The following is a 17,606-nucleotide window of genomic DNA, read 5'->3' on the forward strand; positions in this document are numbered from 1 at the left end:
TGTGAGATGAGTTCAATAAAATTTAACTGTTTATCAGGACTAATAATAGTCTGGAGTTTTGTCGTAGCTTCTGCTGCAAGTGTTGAAGCTGAAGAGGCGATGGGCGAGAAACAAGTAGCACAAGCAACTATCGTTTCTAATCAAGAGCAAACAATGGCGCAAGTTACCTCAGTTTCCCAGCTATCTGACGTACAGCCGACAGATTGGGCATTTCAGGCTTTACAGTCTTTAGTCGAACGTTACGGTTGCATTGCTGGTTATCCTGATGGCACATATCGCGGCAATCGAGCGCTAACTAGATATGAATTTGCCGCTGGATTGAATGCTTGTTTGGACAGGGTTAACGAGCTAATTACTACGGCGACAGCAGATTCAGTTAGTAAAGAAGATTTAGCTACTTTGCAGCGATTGCAAGCAGAATTTAGTACCGAACTTGCTAGCTTGCGCGGGCGGTTAGATGCTTTAGAAATGCAAGCTAGCGAACTAGAAGCCAATCAATTTTCGACCACGACAAAACTAACTGGCAACGTATTTGTCAACCTTACAGGTGCTTTTGCTGATGGCACAGTTTTGGCAGAAGGGGAAACTGCCTTTAGAACTCAGCCGCGCACAGCTACACCTTTATTGCGGCAAATTGATAGCGATCCCAATATTACTCTGAGCAATTATATATTTCTCAACTTCAATACTTCATTTACAGGTAGAGATAGTTTAGTGACGCAACTGGTATCGGGAAACGCTAGATCTCCAGCTAATGAGTTTGTATCGGCAGGTTTGTTTAATACTTTCGGGACTCCTTATACTGACCAGACAGGTACGCCTACAAGTGGATTTAACAGCGTCTACGTTCGAGAACTTTTCTATAGCTTTCCTGTAGGAGATAATATTCAAGTAGCTGTTGGTCCGCGAGTTAATTGGTTTCGCTACTTTGATAACAACCGTTTTACCAACTTTTTGCGGGGTGCAAGCAGTTTTAACTCGATTGGTAGCACGTTGGCAAATGCCATAGACAGAGGTTCGGGAGCGGCGATTGTCTGGAATTTGAGCAAACAACTTAAGTTTAGTGCGGCGTATTTGGGCGAAAACACGGAATTTTTATCTAGTCCTTTGTTTAATTCCTCCAGCAACCCCAGTCAGGGTTTATTTAATCCGACTAATACTATCTCCGCCGAATTAGGTTTTGCACCTAGCGATCGCTTGAATTTACGATTTCTCTACACTCGTTCTAATATTAGAGCGATCGCCGGACAAGTTGGCGGGGCGATCGGCGAACCTATATATGGCTTTGCTGATGATGGTTTTGATGGTCCGATTGACAATGCTTCTGCCGATACTTTTGTGTTTAATTTTGATTGGCTGATTGCATCGGGATTAGGCATATTTGGTCGATATTCCTACGGTAGTACAAATATAGAACCTTTAACTGCGGGTTTGCCTGATGGCGAAGTCAATGCTCAATCAGTGCAATTAGGAGTAGCTTTGCCTGACTTTGCTAAAGAGGGGGCGCTATTTACGCTATCTTATGTCATTCCTTTTGCTGTTTTAGATGGTCGCAATTTTTTAGCTTCTGGTGGCGGTGATGGTGGGGTGCAGTACGAGTTTGAAGCTACTTATTACTATCCCCTCACTGACAATATTGCCCTAGTGCCAGCTTTTTATTTGATTGGCAATCCTAACAACTTCAGCGATAATCCGACGATTTATGTAGGTAATTTACGCGCTCAATTTACCTTCTAACTAGGGTGCAAGCGATCGCAATATACCTGTATATGGTTTGGAAATAGGATAAGCTAAGTCGCCTACTTTACTTGTACCCAAGCCTAAGCTGACAAGCAGTTCAACTAACTTAACGGCTGCACCCACTCCATCAATTACAGGCGCACCAATTTCTTGACTAATTGCTGTTGCTAAATCTGCCATGCCACTGCAACCTAGCACGATCGCACCTGCATTATCTTCTACTATTGCTTGGCGGCATTCTTCTGTAATTACCTTTCTTGCCTGAGAATCTGACTCTAACTCCAAAACAGCTAAATCTGTAGATCGAATATTGCGACAAAATCGGCTCATGCCATAGTTTTCTACCAATTGCTGGGCAATAATGCGCGTCCGGCTTAAGGTGGTGACAATTGAAAACCCTGTAGCAATTAAACTAGCTGTATGCATTGCTGCTTCAGCAATCCCAATTACCGGACCAGTAGCTAGTTCGCGGGCTGCTAGCAACCCAGGATCGCCAAAACAAGCGATAACATAACCATCTGCGCCTTCAATTTCACCTTGACGGATTTCCGCTAAAAGTCCTACTACACTTAAGGCTTCATCGTAGTGGCACTCGATTGAAACTGGTCCCATTGTTGGGTTGCAGGCGATAATCTCAGTTTTGGGCGCTGCTACTTTCCGAGCCGCCATCCCAATTTTTTGCGTCATGCTAGCTGTAGTGTTAGGATTAATGACTTTAATTTTCATATTTACTTTGACTTTTGATTATGTCTCAATATCCAAGAGATTTAATAGGTTATGGGCGCAATCCTCCTCATCCTCAATGGGTTGACGAGGCGCGGATTGCGGTGCAATTTGTAATTAACTACGAAGAAGGTAGCGAAAACTGTATATTGCATGGCGATGTTGCTTCAGAAGCCTTTTTATCAGAAATTATTGGCGCAGAACCGCTTGCTGGTTCTCGACACATGAATATTGAGTCAATATATGAATACGGCAGTCGTGCGGGCTTTTGGCGGTTGTATCGGCTATTTACAGGGCGCGGTATTCCCGTGACAGTTTTTGGCGTGGCGATGGCGCTAGAACGTAACCTTGAAGCCGTAGCTGCAATGCTAGAAGCAGATTGGGAAATTGCTAGTCATGGCTACAGGTGGATTGACTATAAATACTTTGGCGAGGATTTGGAACGAGAGCATTTGCAAAAAGCGATCGCCATTCATACTCAAGTTACAGGCGATCGTCCTCTTGGTTGGTACACGGGGCGCAATAGCCCTAATACTCGTCGATTGGTAATTGAGGAAGGAGGGTTTCTATACGATTCTGATAGTTATGCTGATGACTTACCTTATTGGGTAGGTGGTAGTAAACCTCATTTAGTTATTCCCTACACGCTCGATCACAACGATATGCGTTTTGCTACTACTCAAGGGTTTAATTGCGGCGAGCAATTTTTTACCTACCTGCGCGATGCTTTTGATGTGTTGTATGCTGAGGGCGAAACTGCACCTAAGATGATGAGTATAGGGCTGCATTGTCGCTTAGTAGGTAGACCAGGACGACTCGCTGCTTTAGCTCGGTTTCTTGACTACGTACAGCAACGCGATCGCGTTTGGCTTTGTCGCCGAGTTGATATTGCCCATCACTGGTATAAATACCATTACTATGTTTAAAGGTTTAATGTGCTGGTTTAGAGCAAAGTATAAAAATTTTTATGGCAAATCAAACTTTATTTATAGTTAAGTTATTAGTTGTCTCAGTAATAGTGTCTGTAGCAATTAAATTTGTTCCTTTATCTGTACCAGCGACAACAACTAATGCCCTGATTGGCATATTGACACCAACGCTGCTAATGGCGATCGCATTATTATCTCGTTATGCGTTCAGACAACAGCGCACTTAATTAACATAGGTTTAATTTTCTGACAACAGCATTGCGAATCTAGGACAAAAAGCCAAAATTCGTTAATCTAGCTGCATCGATATCTTTTTACACTTTTTGCTGGGAGTTACCAAAACGTGAATCTCGGTCAATGGATTGGTTTGATTGCCTTAGTTCTTTCGTTGTACATATTATGGCAAGTTCGTCAATTACTTTTATTAGTATTCACAGCGATCGTTATATCTACAGCTTTAAATAGGCTAGCAAGGCGCTTGCAAAGGTCTGGAGTATCGCGCGGCATTGCTATTTTGCTATCTATTAGTATTTTGCTAACTATTATCGTTGGCTTTTTCTGGCTGATCGTGCCAGCTTTTTCGACTCAATTTCAACAACTAGCAGAATTATTTCCCAAAGGATTAGCTAGGTCAGAATTTTGGGTAGAACAATTAGAAAGGCGCGTTCCCAAACAATTAATTCCTTATCTACCTGATGTTGACGGATTAATTAACCAAATTCAACCGTTAGCAAATCAACTTTTACAAAGATTCTTTACGTTATTTTCTAGCTCGTTTGGCTTTGTTATTGACTTTTTGTTAGTGCTGATTTTGACACTAATGTTACTTGCCGATCCCTTGCCGTATCGTCAAGCATTTATGCGCTTATTTCCGTCTTTCTATCGGCGGCGAGTAGATACAATTTTAGACCGTTGTGAAGTAGCCCTGCGCGGTTGGTTGACGGGTATTTTGTTCAATATGTTTGTCATTGCTAGCTTAAGCGGTATTGGTTTGACAATTTTAGGCGTACCATTAGCATTAGCTCAAGCAGCTTTAGCAGGAATTTTGACATTTATTCCCAATGTAGGACCAACTTTAAGTGTAATTCCGCCAATGGCGATCGCTTTACTTGATGCACCTTGGAAGTCATTGGCTGTACTAGGGTTATATATTGGCATTCAGCAGTTAGAAACTAATGTTTTGACACCCTATGTTATGGCGCAGCAAGTCTCGTTATTGCCTGCTATAACGTTGCTATCTCAGGTCTTTTTTGCGACATTTTTTGGTTTTTTAGGTTTATTACTGGCATTACCTTTAACAGTAGTTGGTCAAGTATGGCTGCAAGAAGTAGTGATTAAAGATGTCTTAGATAAATGGGGGCGCGATCGTTCTGGAGATCTGCCAAAACAAGACCAAGATGTTGAAGCAGAAACAAGTAACGATAAATTTGTACAAAAGGCAGATGAACCTGCAAATGAACGAATAGTCGTTATAGACAAAACAGAACCACCAATTGATAAACGCGATGCAGAATGAGATATCGCAGGCATTGTAGAGACGTTGCAGTGCAACGTCTCTACGGTACGGTGGTAATATGCATTTATGAAAACGATCGCCGAAATCAACGACAAAATTAACCGCAAATCTGCCATTGTCTGGACGGCTGAGGAATTAAAGGTAAAAGTAGCAGAATTAGGCGTTACTCAAGCTGCAAAAGAAGTGGATGTTATTACCACAGGCACTTTTGAGCCGATGGAATCTTCTGGCGCAATTATAAATTTGGGACATACCGATCCGCCAATTAAAATTCGCCGCTGTTGGATAGATAACGTCCCTGCTTATTCGGGATTTGGGGCAGTAGATTTATACTTAGGGGCAACTCAAGCGATTGAATCGCAAGATGGGGAAGATACGCGCGAACGTGGCGGCGGTCATGTAATTTCTGACCTAATTGCAGGTTTACCAGTCCAAGTAAAAGCGATCGGACAAGTAACAGATTGTTACCCCCGCGCTACTTTTGAAACTACAATTACCCGCGAGACAATTAACCAGTTTTACTTATTTAATCCGCGCAATTTATATCAAAATTTTATTGTCGGCGTAAATGGAGGCGATCGCCCGTTATTTACGTACCTCGGTCCTTTACAACCCCGATTGAGCAATGCTGTCTACTCAAATCCTGGGGCAATTTCTCCTTTGCTAAACGATCCAGACTTGCAATTAGTAGGGATTGGCACAAAAATCTTCTTAGGTGGCGGCATTGGTTATGTAGCCTGGGAAGGTACGCAGCATTTCCCCTTACAAAAACGCCTCCCTAACCGCACGCCTGTAGGTCCTGCGGCAACATTAGCTTTAATTGGCGATGCCAAACAAATGAGCGCCCAATGGGTACGCGGCTGTTACTTCAAAAGCTACGGTCCTTCCTTGATGTTAGGCGTAGGCATACCATTACCAGCATTAAATGAAGAAGTAGTAGCTCGTTGTGCAGTCCAAGACAAAGACTTAGTAGCACCAATAGTAGACTTTTCCATTCCTAGGCGCGTGCGACCGACCTTTGGCTTGGTAAGTTACGCCCAATTAAAATCAGGACGAATTACCATCGACGGCAAAGCAGTACGTACAGCGCCCCTAGCCAGCGTCTATCTATCGCGGCAAGTAGCAATAGAACTAAAACAATGGATTGAAGCCGGAAAATTCATCCTCACCGAACCCGTAACCCCGATTTCAATGGAGCGAACTTTCTTACCCCAAGATCGTTGGACAGAGTTTTAACAGTGACCAGTGACCAGTGACCAGTTACCAGTTAAGGTTCAAGCGCTGGTTACTGCATTCAATTTAATTTCCTGGCTTCTCTCGCTTGATTGGCTTAGGAGTGGGCGATCGCTTAATTGGTGGCTGGACTGGCGCTTGGCTTGCTTTACGCACTGGCTGCGGCGGCTCAAAATTGCGCTTGCGATCGCTATAATCGCCGCTACGCGGCTTTTTCCTGAGTTTTGGCTTTGATGGTAAGGTGGCGATTGATTCGCCTTTAATTAATACCAAATCTTCTGCTTGCCTTCGTACTTGCAAGTCCCAAAATTGTCCTACAGCTTTGGCTGCCAAGTCGCCGCGAATTTTTAACTTGAAATACTTTGGTTTATCAGATTCCGAGCGGGGAGTTTGTCTAATTTTGACGATGAAGTGTCCTTCAGCAACAGATTGATATACGATCTCGCCGCGTACTGAAAAATCACCATCAACAATCTCTTCTGGCTCATGGCTGGGGATTGCTGGCTCTGTTGGCGTTTGTTTAGCTAGTTTCTCAGGCTCCCATACGCCGACAATTTGCAAGTGCAAACTATCTTCTTTTTGACCAGTACGAGGATAGACTACCCATAAATGCTCTTGAGCTAAATCGATGTGATTTTTGAGCAGACTAATAACTCTACCTAGCAAAACAGCATCAACTTGGATATTGTCGGCTGTCAAAAGTTTACCTTGAGTGAATTGTTCGGCACTCTCAGAACTGTAGACACCGCGCACTAAACCGATAGCGCGATATTGCATTGGTTCGCTAGGAGGCGGAATTGGTTGTTGGCGATGCCATAAAGCTTCGTCGCCACCTGTTGAATCTGCCGTTGACACGTTGGTTTGCTCAGTTGGATTTGATGGTTCGGATGAGTTGATAGAGGAATTCATAAAAACTCCTTGCGGCGGAGACTTATTTCCCTGAAGGGATTAGCGGTGAGGATATTAAATCAGTGACCAGTTTGTCAGTGACCAGTGACCAGGTTTTGGCTGGGGACGAGTAACCCCATCTTTAAACCTAAGTACCCAGCGTAGCTTACTACTATTAACTAAAAAAGTTTGCACAGATCGAGTATTAAATATGAAAAAAATCGCATATTTGGCTGCAAGATCGGCAATTTCCAGGTAAGAGAAAGCTAGAAGCCGAAGTATTGGTATTTTTAAAGCTCATAGATTTACCCGGAAAATTTGGTTGGTATTTCGTACTTCATACTGATGACCTTAATGGAGAAAGTAGTGTGGGCAGCATAACATAGGTAAAAATTTTAATGAAGCAAGAACGCTAGCAGGTGCTAAAAAAATAGTTAAATGCGTCAACGCGCTATCTAATGAATGGAGGAGATATCCAAAATCCGCGCGTCAAATTTAGTTGCTAGAGGCGAAGCTGTTGGCTTTGTCAACGATAATAGCAGCAGTAGAGTTCAAGGCAGTTTTGTGTCCCAATCGCGCGGTCGTTGGTTAATCAATATTGTATTAGTGCTAGTTGCGGTGGCTTTTGTCGGAGTTTCTATGGTTCCCCTGCTGACAAGTACAGTTAAGGAAAGTCAACCTTCTCCAGTTGCTTCACCGCTACCATCAGGACAAGCTTCGCCTGCATCGCAGCAAACGCAGTTTCAAGACCAAGCACGCGGCTATGAGTTGGTTTTACAGCGCGAACCGAATAATCAGGCAGCACTGCAAGGGTTAGCAGATGCGCGCATTAATTTAGGAGATATTAAAGGCGCGATCGCTCCGATTGAAAAGCTAGCACAACTAAATCCTACCCAAAGTCAATACAAATTGTTACTTGCCCAAGCCAAACTCAAAACTGGCGATTTTGCAGGTGCGAACCAAGCTTACCGAGATATTCTTAAAAACAAACCAGGGGATTCTTTAGCCCTGCAAGGGCTGGTAATTTCCCTATTGCAGCAAAAACAACCAGAAGAAGCAATTAACGTCTTACAAGATACGCTAGCTAACGCTCCTAAAGCAAATCAAACTCAAGCAGGGAGTGTAGATACAACGTCAGTGCAGCTACTACTAGGGGAAGTTTACGCCAGCCAAAAACGCTACGATGATGCGATCGCAACTTATGACAAAGCAATTGCCCAGGATAAACAAGATGTCCGTCCATTACTTGCCAAAGCTAGCTTATTTGCGATTCAAAAACGTTACGATGATGCAATCGAACTATACGATCGCGCGATCGCTATTGATGCCAAAGATTTTCGCCCTGTATTAGCCAAAGCCAGTATTTTGAAGGAACAAGGCAAAAATGACCAAGCAAAACCGTTATTTGATTCTGCCGCCGCTTTAGCACCTGCTCAATACAAACAGCAAATTCAGCAAATAGCTAATCAGCCTGCTTCACCAGCTTCTACCAGCACCAACACACCTACAACCTCACCATCACCTACTAAGAGCAATTAGCTAGCTACTACATTAGTATTTATGTACTACATCTTCAATTACGAATTAGAGCCAAGCGCTTGTCCTTGGAGCAAACTTAGGACACCAAAAACTAAAAACAAACATCCGCCAGCAATAGTCAAAGTCCGTTCAGAAATGCGTCCTGCTAGCATTCTGCCACCAATTACAGCGATCGCCGTACAAATAGCATGACCTGCAATTGCCCCTATCGTTACTCCAGCCGGGTTATTGCCAGCAGCTAGGGCAATAGTAGCAATTTGCGTGCGATCGCCCCATTCAGCAATAAAAGTTAGCACAAAAGCTTCTAAATAAATGGCAAATACTGTTTGCTGTTTGGGTAATTTAAATTCTGCTTTTTCTACTACATCTGTTGCTTCTTGAACGACTTCAACATCGCACGATTCTGCTGGCATTTGGCTAGCTGTATATAGTAGCTTGATGCCAAAGCCGATAAATAAAATAATTTCGCCATAGTGGACGTATTTAGGCGGTAGCAAGGAAGCAACTTGTCCTACTATCACGGAAATTATCGTCATCGCCGCTAAAGCCGCTAACACCCCAGCAAATACTATTCTTCGGGAGTGGCGCATAGCCAAAATAGCGGCGATAAAAAAAGTTTTATCGCCTAATTCGGAAACTGTTATGAGTAATAAACCTGCTGTAAAAGCCGCAACCACAGTATCAAGCTCCTCAAGAATTGCAAAGATTTGAGCTTGATGAGGGCAACAAATACACTCCACCAAGCCCACATTTTGTTGTGAACTTAGTGAAAGTCTCGCTGCCAAATTGCTGTTAGCTAACTTGTCATCTAAACCAGGCTATTCGTTGCCAGTATGTTGATTTAGATGGACTGGTGCGACCAGTAGCTACTCCCTTTCATTGCCAAAATTATACATGGGCGATCGCCTAAAATACAATACGCACAAACGTATAAATGCCGTTGTCGTCGTAGAGACGTAGCATTGCTACGTCTCTACATTAATTGCGTGCTACGTCTCTACATTAATTGGTGCTACGTCTCTACATTATTGGTTAATATTTTCTTTCCTTTGGCTCGAACATGGAAATGTTTACAGGTCGATATTGAATGTCAATTCCTGCGGGTGAATAGTACGCCATTGTATGCTTGAGGAAATTTTCGTCGTCTCGCTGCGAATAATCCTCGCGACAATGTGCGCCGCGACTTTCTTGGCGATGCAATGCTGATGTCATAATTATCTGCCCGACAACTAATAAACTACGCAGTTCTAAAGCTTCTACAAGTTCGGTATTCCAACAGTCTCCTTTGTCATCTAGATAAATTTCTTGGTATTGCTGTTGAATTTGCTCTAGTTGTGTCAAACCTTCCTGCATCAATTCTTCGGTGCGAAATACGCCGCAATACTTGGTCATGCAATCTTGAAATGTTTGCCGGATTTGGGCGATGCGGTACTTGCCATTTTGGGCTATTAGTTGCTGCATTTGCTCTTTAGCAGCTTGAATATAAGGCTGTTCGTCTACTACTGGTAATTTACGATTTTGCACGAATTGGGCGATCGCTTTTCCTGTTCTGCGCCCATACACTACGCACTCTAAGAGCGAATTACTGCCCAACCGATTTGCCCCATGTACGGAAACGCAGGCAGATTCTCCCGCCGCAAAAAAGCGCTCGATAAAGCCTTCCCCACTGCGGACTCTGCCATTGGTATCGGTGGGAATACCGCCCATCGAATAATGAATTGTCGGGCGTACGGGCATTGGTTGATGGACGGCATCAATACCTACCAAGCGATGAGCTTCTTCCCAACAAAAAGGAATGCGGCTCATAATCTTTTCTTTGCCCATGTGCCGCAAATCGAGGTACACAAATGCACCACCAGCGCTACCATCAGGATGAATGCCGCGCCCAGCACTAATTTCACGGGCGATCGCTCGTGAGGTAATATCGCGGGGGGCTAGTTCCATGCGACTAGGGGCGTAATTTGCCATAAAGCGATCGCCCAAGGCATTAATTAAATAAGCTCCTTCACCGCGCACAGCTTCAGAGATCAGCACTCCTACCGGATACAAGCCTGTAGGATGAAATTGCACAAATTCCATATCTTCTAAAGGTAAACCAGCTAGAGCCGTCATTGCCAACCCGTCGCCTGTAGAAGCATAATCGTTTGAGGTAGTATTGTAGGCTCGTCCATAGCCACCTGTTGCGAACATTACGGCTTTGGCTCTTACTACCTCCAAATGCCCGTCTAGGATGCGGTACATGACTACGCCTTTGGCTTCTCCATCTTCGACAATTAGGCGCATTACATACCACTCATCGTAGATACAAACGCCATAACGTCGCAGGTTATTGACTAATTCATGCAAGATTGCATGACCAGTTTTATCCGCAGCGTAGCAAGTGCGGTTGTGAGAATGTCCGCCAAATGCGCGTTGAGCAATGCGTCCATCGCTAAGGCGAGAAAATAGCACTCCCATGTGTTCTAAATCTATAACGACATCTGGTGCTTCGCGGGCGAGGATTTCTACAGCATCTTGATCTGCTAAATAGTCTGAGCCTTTTACTGTATCAAAGGCGTGAGCTTCCCAAGTATCGGTTGCATCGACATTTTTCAGTGTTGCGGCGATACCACCTTGAGCCGCAACTGAGTGAGAACGAATTGGATGCGTTTTCGCAATTACAGCTATTTTGAGCGTGGGATCGGTGCGGGCAATTTCAACTGCGGCGCGACATCCAGCCAATCCACCACCAACAATAATTACATCGTGTTCTAGCATGAGCAAAACTATGATTTAAAATAGTTATCTTTTTATCTTGACCCAATAAAAAAATCCTTACCACAAGGCAAGGAAATTTTAAGTAGGGTGCATTGCCTTGCAACGCACCCAACAATTTCTTAACTGGTCACTGGTCACTGGTCACTGATTAGCTCGTTGCTTCTACAGGCTGTTGATTAGATACGTTACCAGGCATTGGTTCGTACTGCGTCTGTGCATCTACTGCTGTTAGTTCAATGTGGTTAAACAATGTGGTGACGAAAGCAAACAGTAAGAATGGCAAAGACAACAATATAATTAGTCCCACAGTGGCTAGGGCATAATAGGGTCTTCTTGCTCCCATTAGTGCCATTGCTGAAGCCAAACTTAATGTAATAGTAATCAGCCAAACAATGATTTGACCGTAGATATCGCCAAAGGTCAAAGTGCAAGCTAGACGGTATTTACGAAATTTTTCCATAACATTTCCTTGAGGACTTTCTTAAAGTTCTAGGGTAGAGCTATGTTTGTGTTTTAGACAATTTTTAAGGGTTTTTGATAGGTTTGCAATAGTAATTTACACATCTTGCCTGCATTTCTCATTTATCGGCGCAAAAAACTCTGCCAACATTGGGCGCGGCTAATACTGGCAATAAAAATTAACTATGCGATCGCTCTATTCCTATCCCAATTAACTCTGGCTGCGATTATTGGCATCAGCAACGCGCAAAGCCTCAACTAATTGAGCTAAAGCGCCTTCTATTTGCAAGCTAGGATCTGTCGCAACCCAGCCACTATTTGTTAGTTGTCTAACTTCAAAGTGCAAGTGAGGACCTGTAGAATTACCTGTACTACCTACAAGTCCAATAACTGTACCTTGTGCGACTACTTCATTAGGCTTGACAAAAATTTCTGATAAGTGACCGTAAAGCGTTTGTCCGCCGAATTTTTGGTGATCTAAAACAACTGTTAAGCCATAACCGCCCATAACATCAGCGATCGCTACATTACCACTATAAGCTGCTACTACTGGCGTACCCAAATCTGCGCCGAAGTCCGTACCAGCATGAAAGCGAGGCGTTCCGCTAATCGGATGAATGCGCCAACCAAATATCGAGGTAATTGTCGCCGGAATGGTTAATGGATACATCATGCTAGTATCGGCATTACCAAGCTGTGTATTCGGTCTAATTGTGCGATTGTAGTAGCTGCTATTAGCGCCAAATCCAGGCAAAGTAACTGCATTGTTAAAAGTTCTTTGTCGGCTTAAGGGAGAATGCAATTTGCTAGTGCTAATTCTGTTACTACGAATATTAGCTGTGTTGCTGCTACGAATATTAGTCGCAACTTGGACTGGTACGCTGGTTTTATCAATGCTGCGTCTTCTGCTTACCCAACTTGCATTTGGTTGAGAATTTGCCAAGCGACTGCGATTAACAACTCTATTTTGACGTGGCGATGCACCGCACAGACTGGGGGACATTCCTTGCTTAATTACAGCACTACAACCAGTCGAGCGATCGCTAAATACTACTGAACTTGGTGCTTCGTAGTTTCTGGTTGCACCAACACTATAATCTGTAGGGTCAATAAATGCGCCGTTGTAGTCTTGTTTTGGCTTGGTTGCAGTGCGTTGGTTGCGTACTGGACTTTGCCCTTGCACTGACCTTCTGCGAGGCGGTACGTATGTAGATTTTACTGGTACTGGTGCTGTACGCACAACGTTAGATTTAGGTTTAGCTAGTCTGCGTTGCAGTCTTTGTATTTTATTGGAACTAGAATTTTGCGGCGCAGGTGCAGACTGTTGTGTAGTTTCGGGTAATGGCACAATCAAATCTGTTGAGCTTTCAGTTTGTGCAGATACTTGGTTGCCAATTAGCAGGCTAAAAACACTAATCCAACTAAGACTCTTTAATACAAAATATTTCTGTCCTAATTTGCTTACAGAGGTGCGCTTAGAGTCATGTTGCTGCATCATTTTCCCCTTTGGTACTGCTTAAATACTAAGCTCCCGTAATTTTAAGGCGTTCTATTGTAAAGTTCAATGAACTATTTATCGCCAAAGCTAATGCTACCTGGCTTGAGGGGTATTTCTAATATGTCTGTGGTAGTATTTTCCTCTGCTTCTAAGCGGACGCGCAGGTATCCGGTGCTACTTACACCTACTACAATACCTTTACGATCGCCTATTGAGACTGAACGCCCAATAGTTGTAAGTAACTGTTCGTAAGCTGTTAATAAAGTCTCAATAGGCTGATTCATCCCTCTATCTATACCTTGGATAGAGATCGCCGCTAGCATTTCTAAGGACGTAATTTTTGCTAAATAAGATGTTAAATTGATACCTGTTTCTGGTACGGGATTTGTCCAGTTGATGCCAACACCTACAACCGCTTGACTAATTTTTCCTTGTTTGACTTTGGTTTCGGTGAGAATACCGCCTAGTTTGCGATTATCTAACAATAAGTCATTAAGCCATTTTAATTGTACGGGGATACCGCGATCGCGCAGTACCATAGCAATTCCCCAAGCGCTACGCATAGTTAGCCCGAAGCTATCTGCAACAGGAATATTAGGCGCAATGGCGTAGGATAAATACAATCCCCCAATAGGAGAATACCATTGATGTCCCCATTGTCCGCGTCCTGCGGTTTGCTGCGTGGCAATAACTACGTCTGGCTTTGCTCCCTCTTCAATTAACTGCCATAAAGTTTGATTGGTAGAAGGGAGTGTTTTGTATGTATGCAGTACGAGATTTTTGCCTACTAAAGCCTGTAACTGTTGGCGATCTAGTCTCAATTTTTGCAACTCAAGTTAATATAAGTCAACACTTATTATTGCTAATTTTTTCAGCAATGCATACTTGGCACTGGCGCACCTGCGAAGATTTACCTTATTTAACTTGTAGCCTCTTAGAACCTTGGTTACACGGCTTTTTTACTCAACAATTTTCGCCGCGTACCCCAACCGAAATTACTTTGATGCTGCGATCGCAAGCTGAAGCTTATCGAGTAAAACAAGTACACGGTAATATTGTCCTAGCTCCTAGCGAAATAGAGCAAGGCGATACATTATCTGAGGCGGATGGTTTAATTACCGAGCAACCAAATCAAGCTGTATGGGTAGCAAGCGCTGACTGTACGCCCGTATTAATTGCCGATTCTACTACAGGTCAAGTTGCATCCGTTCATGCTGGATGGCGAGGAACTGCTGCCAAAATTGTCCCAGAAGCGATCGCAAAATTGCAAGATAGAGGTAGCAAAATTGAGGATTTGAAATTTGCGTTAGGTCCAGCGATCGCAGGTACAGTTTACCAAGTATCTCATCAAGTAGCTGCAGAGGTGGGAGCAAGTATTATTTCTGGCGATGCTGACACAATTATCGAGACATTACAGCAATTACCCAATCCACCTATATTAAGCGATCGTCACCCAGGAAGAGTAAAGCTAGATGTGCGGCGAGTTATTGGCTTACAATTAGAAAATATGGGTATTAGTCCCGAACAAGTAGCAATATCACCTCATTGCACTTATCAACAACCAGAGAATTTCTTTTCTTACCGCCGCGACAAACTAAAAAAAGTGCAGTGGTCAGGTATTGTCAGCAAATAGTTGTGGCTTTTGCTATTTTTTCTATAGCCTAGAGGTGAGAGTGCGATGTTTACTCATTTTCTCTTGGTTCGCCGCCATTACGCCCTTCGCGATAGATAAGCCTTTCTAAAATTGCATCCAGTCTAGAAATAGTAGATTCGTGTCTGGTTGCAGCATCTAGTAAAATTTCAATTCGTTCGTTTGTACGTCCTTGATTCTCTAGAGTAGTTGATTGAGTCTCCAACATCCTCTCCTGTACCCGAACTACTCGTTCTAATAATTGAGTAGAACGCTCTAAACTTTCCTCAATTCGATTCAGCCTATCTGGTTGATAACTGGTCATAGTTCTGCTGGAAATTATATGCGATCGCTTTTTCAATACATCAATTGTACTACTCATGTGTGTATGTGAGTAAGTAGCCTGAAAATGTATGAATAAGCTACTGTTTAGTTAGATGTATGTATTTATTTAGTTATAACTATGTCCAGGGATAAGTACGCCTCTCCTCAGAAGTGGGGAGAATCGAAGAAAAGAGTAAACATTATGCTTACACCCTCGCTGACAAAAAGAGTAGACGAGCTTGCAGAACAAATGAAAATAACTCGTTCTGAGTATATTGAGCAGATGTTACGGCGAGAAATTACAGACGAAGTAGGCTATAAAAATTCTTGATTATTCAAAATAGTAGGATGTGTTGTCGCAACGCACCCTAATGCTTTCTCTGATTTGAGCTTGAAGTTGGAGAAGGTTTCACCGCAGAATAACTCCTATTTTTCACAAACTCATATCTTTCTTGGTGGCTCATAAACTGTTTACAACCAACCGTTACTATATCCTCAGAAGTTTCTTTCCAGGAGCTATCATCCGAGTTTGACTGGACATCTATATTCTTGCTGGACATTAAAGCAGAATTCTTTTGCTCTTTCTTTGGTAAACCTGAAAGCATAACTTGTTTTTCCTGGAGCTATGTTAGTCCATCCTAGTCCTCAATTAACCTACTTGCAAACAGACTAATCTAGGTTAATAGAGCTTCCGCTAGTAACTCTTGGTGCAGCAAAGCTCGATCTATAAGAGCATCTATCTTTTCAGGAGAAGTAGCATCGCCATTGACATAATGCTCTATCCACGTCTTGCTAATTACGTTTGCATCTTCTGGCATTTGGGATAATTCCCATCCTGGCATATCTAGTTCTGCCACTAATTGGCTGACTTTAGGATCGTAGCTAAGAGCAAAACAACGGCAACCTTCGCTAGCAGCCATAATTAGACTATGCAAGCGCATCCCAATTGCCATTTCTACGCCGCGAAATAAACCTTTTAAAGCTTTGGGATCTTCTAAAGTAAATATTTGGCTACTTCCTGGTAGCTGCGGTTGAATAGCTTGAGCGATCGCTAAATCTTGGCTTTGTTGAAATGGTACGAGTAAAATGCAAGCTTGCGTAGCTGTTTGAAAGTCAACTAAAGCGCGAGTAAAATTAGCAAGACGAGTCGGAGTTAATTGAGGATGCGATCGCAAAGTTACTGCTACTCGCGGCGCAGGTAAGTCCCAAAGTCCAGTCACGGCAACAGATTCAAGCGCCCATACTGGATCGGGAGCTAAAGTACAAGAAACTTGCCAATCGTTTAACAAAGCAGCAGAAGCGCGATCGCGCACGCTGACAGCGCTGCAACCAGTGAAGTTCTGCCGAGCCAAAAACCGAGTTAAAGGGCGCTTCAAGGGTCCAATACCCTGCCCCCAGGCGATCGTTTTTAGTCCCATTAGCTGCGCTAAAGTCATTAGTCCGCCGTAGTAAAAAGGACTTATGGCGCTGGTGGTATCTTGCATTAAGCTACCGCCACCCCAGATAAATGCATCTGATTGACGCAAAGCTTGGATGACTTGGGGGATAGAATTGCGATCGCAAGCTTTTACGCCATAGCGATTTCTCGTTGCTTCAGGATTGCCAGAAAGCACTAAGGGCGTAACCCGATCTGGTAACATCTGCAATAGCGTTGCTAGTAGAGCTTCATCGCCGCCATTGCCTTTACCATAGTAGCCACACAAAACCGCCTGCATCTTTGCCATTTGCTTAAAAATACTTTAGTTAACGTTTACGGAAACGAAAAGGACCTAAAATTGCCCCCCATAAGGCTTTACCTGTAGTACTGTCAATGCCCTTGTCATAGCTTAGAAATTCGTCTTTACTAGCTTGGAAGCCTAAAGAAACTTCTCTTACTTCACCAGCGTAATTAAAGCAGCAACGACAATCTGGCGCTAAAGCAGCAGTAAAAACTTTACCATCTGCTAAATGTTCGACTTTCACGTCTAGCAAGCAACCTGGTAATAGCTCAAATTGCTCAATTGTCAAAGATTTTAGTAATTCGGGATTAGTCGCAGCACCGTTTACTGCGGCTGGATCTTTGGGCATATAATACTGTACTTGCAACTTTTCTTGTTTTTGTTGCAAGCGCAGCAGCCGAGGGCGATAAGGTTTATGTAAAGACATAATATTTGCTTGTTCGGCAAATATAGTAATGCTGTCTTCTGTAAAAAAGGGAACAGTTATTTGCCAAGTACGTAAATGAACGTACCACGCAGGATCGGCTAAAGCTTGCTCTTTGTTGTCAAATTCACCAGTCATGTACTGGGCTAGAGTTTTTAGTTCTGATGAAATCATTAATCTCAAATTGTTCGTCAATCTATCCTAATGTAGAGCAATTTTGCGCTCTAC

18 protein-coding genes are annotated in these 17,606 nt (G+C 43.2%); 8 read left to right on the forward strand and 10 right to left on the reverse strand.

The genetic code is table 11. From position 1 onward, the window contains the following. Window positions 1–6 precede the first annotated feature (6 nt). Window positions 7–1,737: an iron uptake porin gene (locus tag UH38_RS15630; RefSeq protein WP_052672407.1), complete on the forward strand. Its 1,731-nt coding sequence runs from the start codon at window positions 7–9 to the stop codon at window positions 1,735–1,737. Here the strand turns inward: UH38_RS15630 and UH38_RS15635 are convergent, their stop codons facing one another. Continuing rightward, a complete protein-coding gene (locus UH38_RS15635) occupies window positions 1,738–2,466 on the reverse strand; it encodes an aspartate/glutamate racemase family protein (RefSeq protein WP_045055609.1) in 729 nt (242 codons plus the stop codon). It abuts the gene before it with no gap. A gap of 20 nt (window positions 2,467–2,486) precedes the next feature. On the opposite strand from UH38_RS15635, the gene puuE reads away from it, so the two are divergent. The 4 genes from puuE to UH38_RS15655 all read left to right on the forward strand — a co-directional run bounded on the left by puuE (window position 2,487) and on the right by UH38_RS15655 (window position 6,144). Beyond that, window positions 2,487–3,389, forward strand: coding sequence for an allantoinase PuuE (puuE, locus tag UH38_RS15640; protein ID WP_045055610.1), 903 nt, complete (start codon window positions 2,487–2,489; stop codon window positions 3,387–3,389). Between the two features lie 41 nt (window positions 3,390–3,430). Then, window positions 3,431–3,619, forward strand: a complete 189-nt coding sequence (locus UH38_RS15645; protein WP_045055611.1) for a hypothetical protein — start codon at window positions 3,431–3,433, stop codon at window positions 3,617–3,619. Window positions 3,620–3,735: 116 nt separating this feature from the next. Then, on the forward strand, window positions 3,736–4,908 hold the full coding sequence (locus UH38_RS15650; protein WP_045055612.1) for an AI-2E family transporter: 1,173 nt from the start codon (window positions 3,736–3,738) through the stop codon (window positions 4,906–4,908). Between the two features lie 66 nt (window positions 4,909–4,974). After that, window positions 4,975–6,144, forward strand: a complete 1,170-nt coding sequence (locus UH38_RS15655; protein WP_045055613.1) for a homocysteine biosynthesis protein — start codon at window positions 4,975–4,977, stop codon at window positions 6,142–6,144. A 63-nt stretch (window positions 6,145–6,207) separates the two neighbouring features. On the opposite strand, the gene UH38_RS15660 is transcribed toward UH38_RS15655, so the two are convergent. Beyond that, complete coding sequence (locus tag UH38_RS15660; RefSeq protein ID WP_045055614.1) at window positions 6,208–7,050, reverse strand: hypothetical protein; 843 nt, start codon at window positions 7,048–7,050, stop codon at window positions 6,208–6,210. A 441-nt stretch (window positions 7,051–7,491) separates the two neighbouring features. Between UH38_RS15660 and UH38_RS15665 the strand changes: the two genes are divergently transcribed. Then, entirely contained in the window at window positions 7,492–8,568 is a 1,077-nt protein-coding gene (locus UH38_RS15665) for a tetratricopeptide repeat protein (protein WP_052672408.1), read from the forward strand. 38 nt (window positions 8,569–8,606) lie between these two features. Here the strand turns inward: UH38_RS15665 and UH38_RS15670 are convergent, their stop codons facing one another. From UH38_RS15670 to UH38_RS15690, 5 genes are all read right to left on the reverse strand, one after another. After that, window positions 8,607–9,245, reverse strand: coding sequence for a TMEM165/GDT1 family protein (locus UH38_RS15670; protein ID WP_045055674.1), 639 nt, complete (start codon window positions 9,243–9,245; stop codon window positions 8,607–8,609). Between the two features lie 355 nt (window positions 9,246–9,600). Continuing rightward, window positions 9,601–11,325: a succinate dehydrogenase/fumarate reductase flavoprotein subunit gene (locus UH38_RS15675; RefSeq protein WP_045055615.1), complete on the reverse strand. Its 1,725-nt coding sequence runs from the start codon at window positions 11,323–11,325 to the stop codon at window positions 9,601–9,603. 148 nt (window positions 11,326–11,473) lie between these two features. Beyond that, entirely contained in the window at window positions 11,474–11,785 is a 312-nt protein-coding gene (locus UH38_RS15680; protein ID WP_045055616.1) for a hypothetical protein, read from the reverse strand. A gap of 210 nt (window positions 11,786–11,995) precedes the next feature. Next, on the reverse strand, window positions 11,996–13,282 hold the full coding sequence (locus UH38_RS15685; RefSeq protein ID WP_052672409.1) for a M23 family metallopeptidase: 1,287 nt from the start codon (window positions 13,280–13,282) through the stop codon (window positions 11,996–11,998). A gap of 71 nt (window positions 13,283–13,353) precedes the next feature. Then, window positions 13,354–14,103 carry a biotin--[acetyl-CoA-carboxylase] ligase gene (locus UH38_RS15690; protein ID WP_082065409.1) on the reverse strand — a complete coding sequence of 250 codons (750 nt, stop codon included), beginning with the start codon at window positions 14,101–14,103 and terminating at the stop codon, window positions 13,354–13,356. Window positions 14,104–14,159: 56 nt separating this feature from the next. Between UH38_RS15690 and pgeF the strand changes: the two genes are divergently transcribed. Then, a complete protein-coding gene (gene pgeF / locus UH38_RS15695; protein WP_045055618.1) occupies window positions 14,160–14,915 on the forward strand; it encodes a peptidoglycan editing factor PgeF in 756 nt (251 codons plus the stop codon). Window positions 14,916–14,964: 49 nt separating this feature from the next. On the opposite strand, the gene UH38_RS15700 is transcribed toward pgeF, so the two are convergent. After that, window positions 14,965–15,294, reverse strand: a complete 330-nt coding sequence (locus UH38_RS15700) for a hypothetical protein (RefSeq protein WP_144405699.1) — start codon at window positions 15,292–15,294, stop codon at window positions 14,965–14,967. Between the two features lie 81 nt (window positions 15,295–15,375). Here UH38_RS15700 and UH38_RS15705 point away from each other — a divergent pair, with 81 nt between their 5' ends. Then, window positions 15,376–15,567, forward strand: a complete 192-nt coding sequence (locus tag UH38_RS15705; RefSeq protein ID WP_045055620.1) for a ribbon-helix-helix domain-containing protein — start codon at window positions 15,376–15,378, stop codon at window positions 15,565–15,567. Window positions 15,568–15,910: 343 nt separating this feature from the next. Here the strand turns inward: UH38_RS15705 and csaB are convergent, their stop codons facing one another. Next, window positions 15,911–16,951: a polysaccharide pyruvyl transferase CsaB gene (gene csaB / locus UH38_RS15715; RefSeq protein WP_045055622.1), complete on the reverse strand. Its 1,041-nt coding sequence runs from the start codon at window positions 16,949–16,951 to the stop codon at window positions 15,911–15,913. Between the two features lie 28 nt (window positions 16,952–16,979). Further along, window positions 16,980–17,552 carry a chromophore lyase CpcT/CpeT gene (locus tag UH38_RS15720; protein WP_045055623.1) on the reverse strand — a complete coding sequence of 191 codons (573 nt, stop codon included), beginning with the start codon at window positions 17,550–17,552 and terminating at the stop codon, window positions 16,980–16,982. Window positions 17,553–17,606: the final 54 nt, after the last annotated feature.

Source organism: Aliterella atlantica CENA595, from assembly GCF_000952155.1.
In the GTDB taxonomy this organism is placed as follows: Bacteria; Cyanobacteriota; Cyanobacteriia; order Cyanobacteriales; family Chroococcidiopsidaceae; genus Aliterella; species Aliterella atlantica.

Bases quoted from the DNA above. Each gene is read 5' to 3' on its own strand.
- UH38_RS15630 (WP_052672407.1), top strand. From the start codon at position 7: ATGAGTTCAATAAAATTTAACTGTTTATCAGGACTAATAATAGTCTGG.
- UH38_RS15635 (WP_045055609.1), bottom strand. From the start codon at position 2,466: ATGAAAATTAAAGTCATTAATCCTAACACTACAGCTAGCATGACGCAA.
- puuE (WP_045055610.1), top strand. From the start codon at position 2,487: ATGTCTCAATATCCAAGAGATTTAATAGGTTATGGGCGCAATCCTCCT.
- UH38_RS15645 (WP_045055611.1), top strand. From the start codon at position 3,431: ATGGCAAATCAAACTTTATTTATAGTTAAGTTATTAGTTGTCTCAGTA.
- UH38_RS15655 (WP_045055613.1), top strand. From the start codon at position 4,975: ATGAAAACGATCGCCGAAATCAACGACAAAATTAACCGCAAATCTGCC.
- UH38_RS15660 (WP_045055614.1), bottom strand. From the start codon at position 7,050: ATGAATTCCTCTATCAACTCATCCGAACCATCAAATCCAACTGAGCAA.
- UH38_RS15665 (WP_052672408.1), top strand. From the start codon at position 7,492: ATGGAGGAGATATCCAAAATCCGCGCGTCAAATTTAGTTGCTAGAGGC.
- UH38_RS15675 (WP_045055615.1), bottom strand. From the start codon at position 11,325: ATGCTAGAACACGATGTAATTATTGTTGGTGGTGGATTGGCTGGATGT.
- UH38_RS15680 (WP_045055616.1), bottom strand. From the start codon at position 11,785: ATGGAAAAATTTCGTAAATACCGTCTAGCTTGCACTTTGACCTTTGGC.
- UH38_RS15685 (WP_052672409.1), bottom strand. From the start codon at position 13,282: ATGATGCAGCAACATGACTCTAAGCGCACCTCTGTAAGCAAATTAGGA.
- pgeF (WP_045055618.1), top strand. From the start codon at position 14,160: ATGCATACTTGGCACTGGCGCACCTGCGAAGATTTACCTTATTTAACT.
- UH38_RS15700 (WP_144405699.1), bottom strand. From the start codon at position 15,294: ATGAGTAGTACAATTGATGTATTGAAAAAGCGATCGCATATAATTTCC.
- UH38_RS15705 (WP_045055620.1), top strand. From the start codon at position 15,376: ATGTCCAGGGATAAGTACGCCTCTCCTCAGAAGTGGGGAGAATCGAAG.
- csaB (WP_045055622.1), bottom strand. From the start codon at position 16,951: ATGCAGGCGGTTTTGTGTGGCTACTATGGTAAAGGCAATGGCGGCGAT.
- UH38_RS15720 (WP_045055623.1), bottom strand. From the start codon at position 17,552: ATGATTTCATCAGAACTAAAAACTCTAGCCCAGTACATGACTGGTGAA.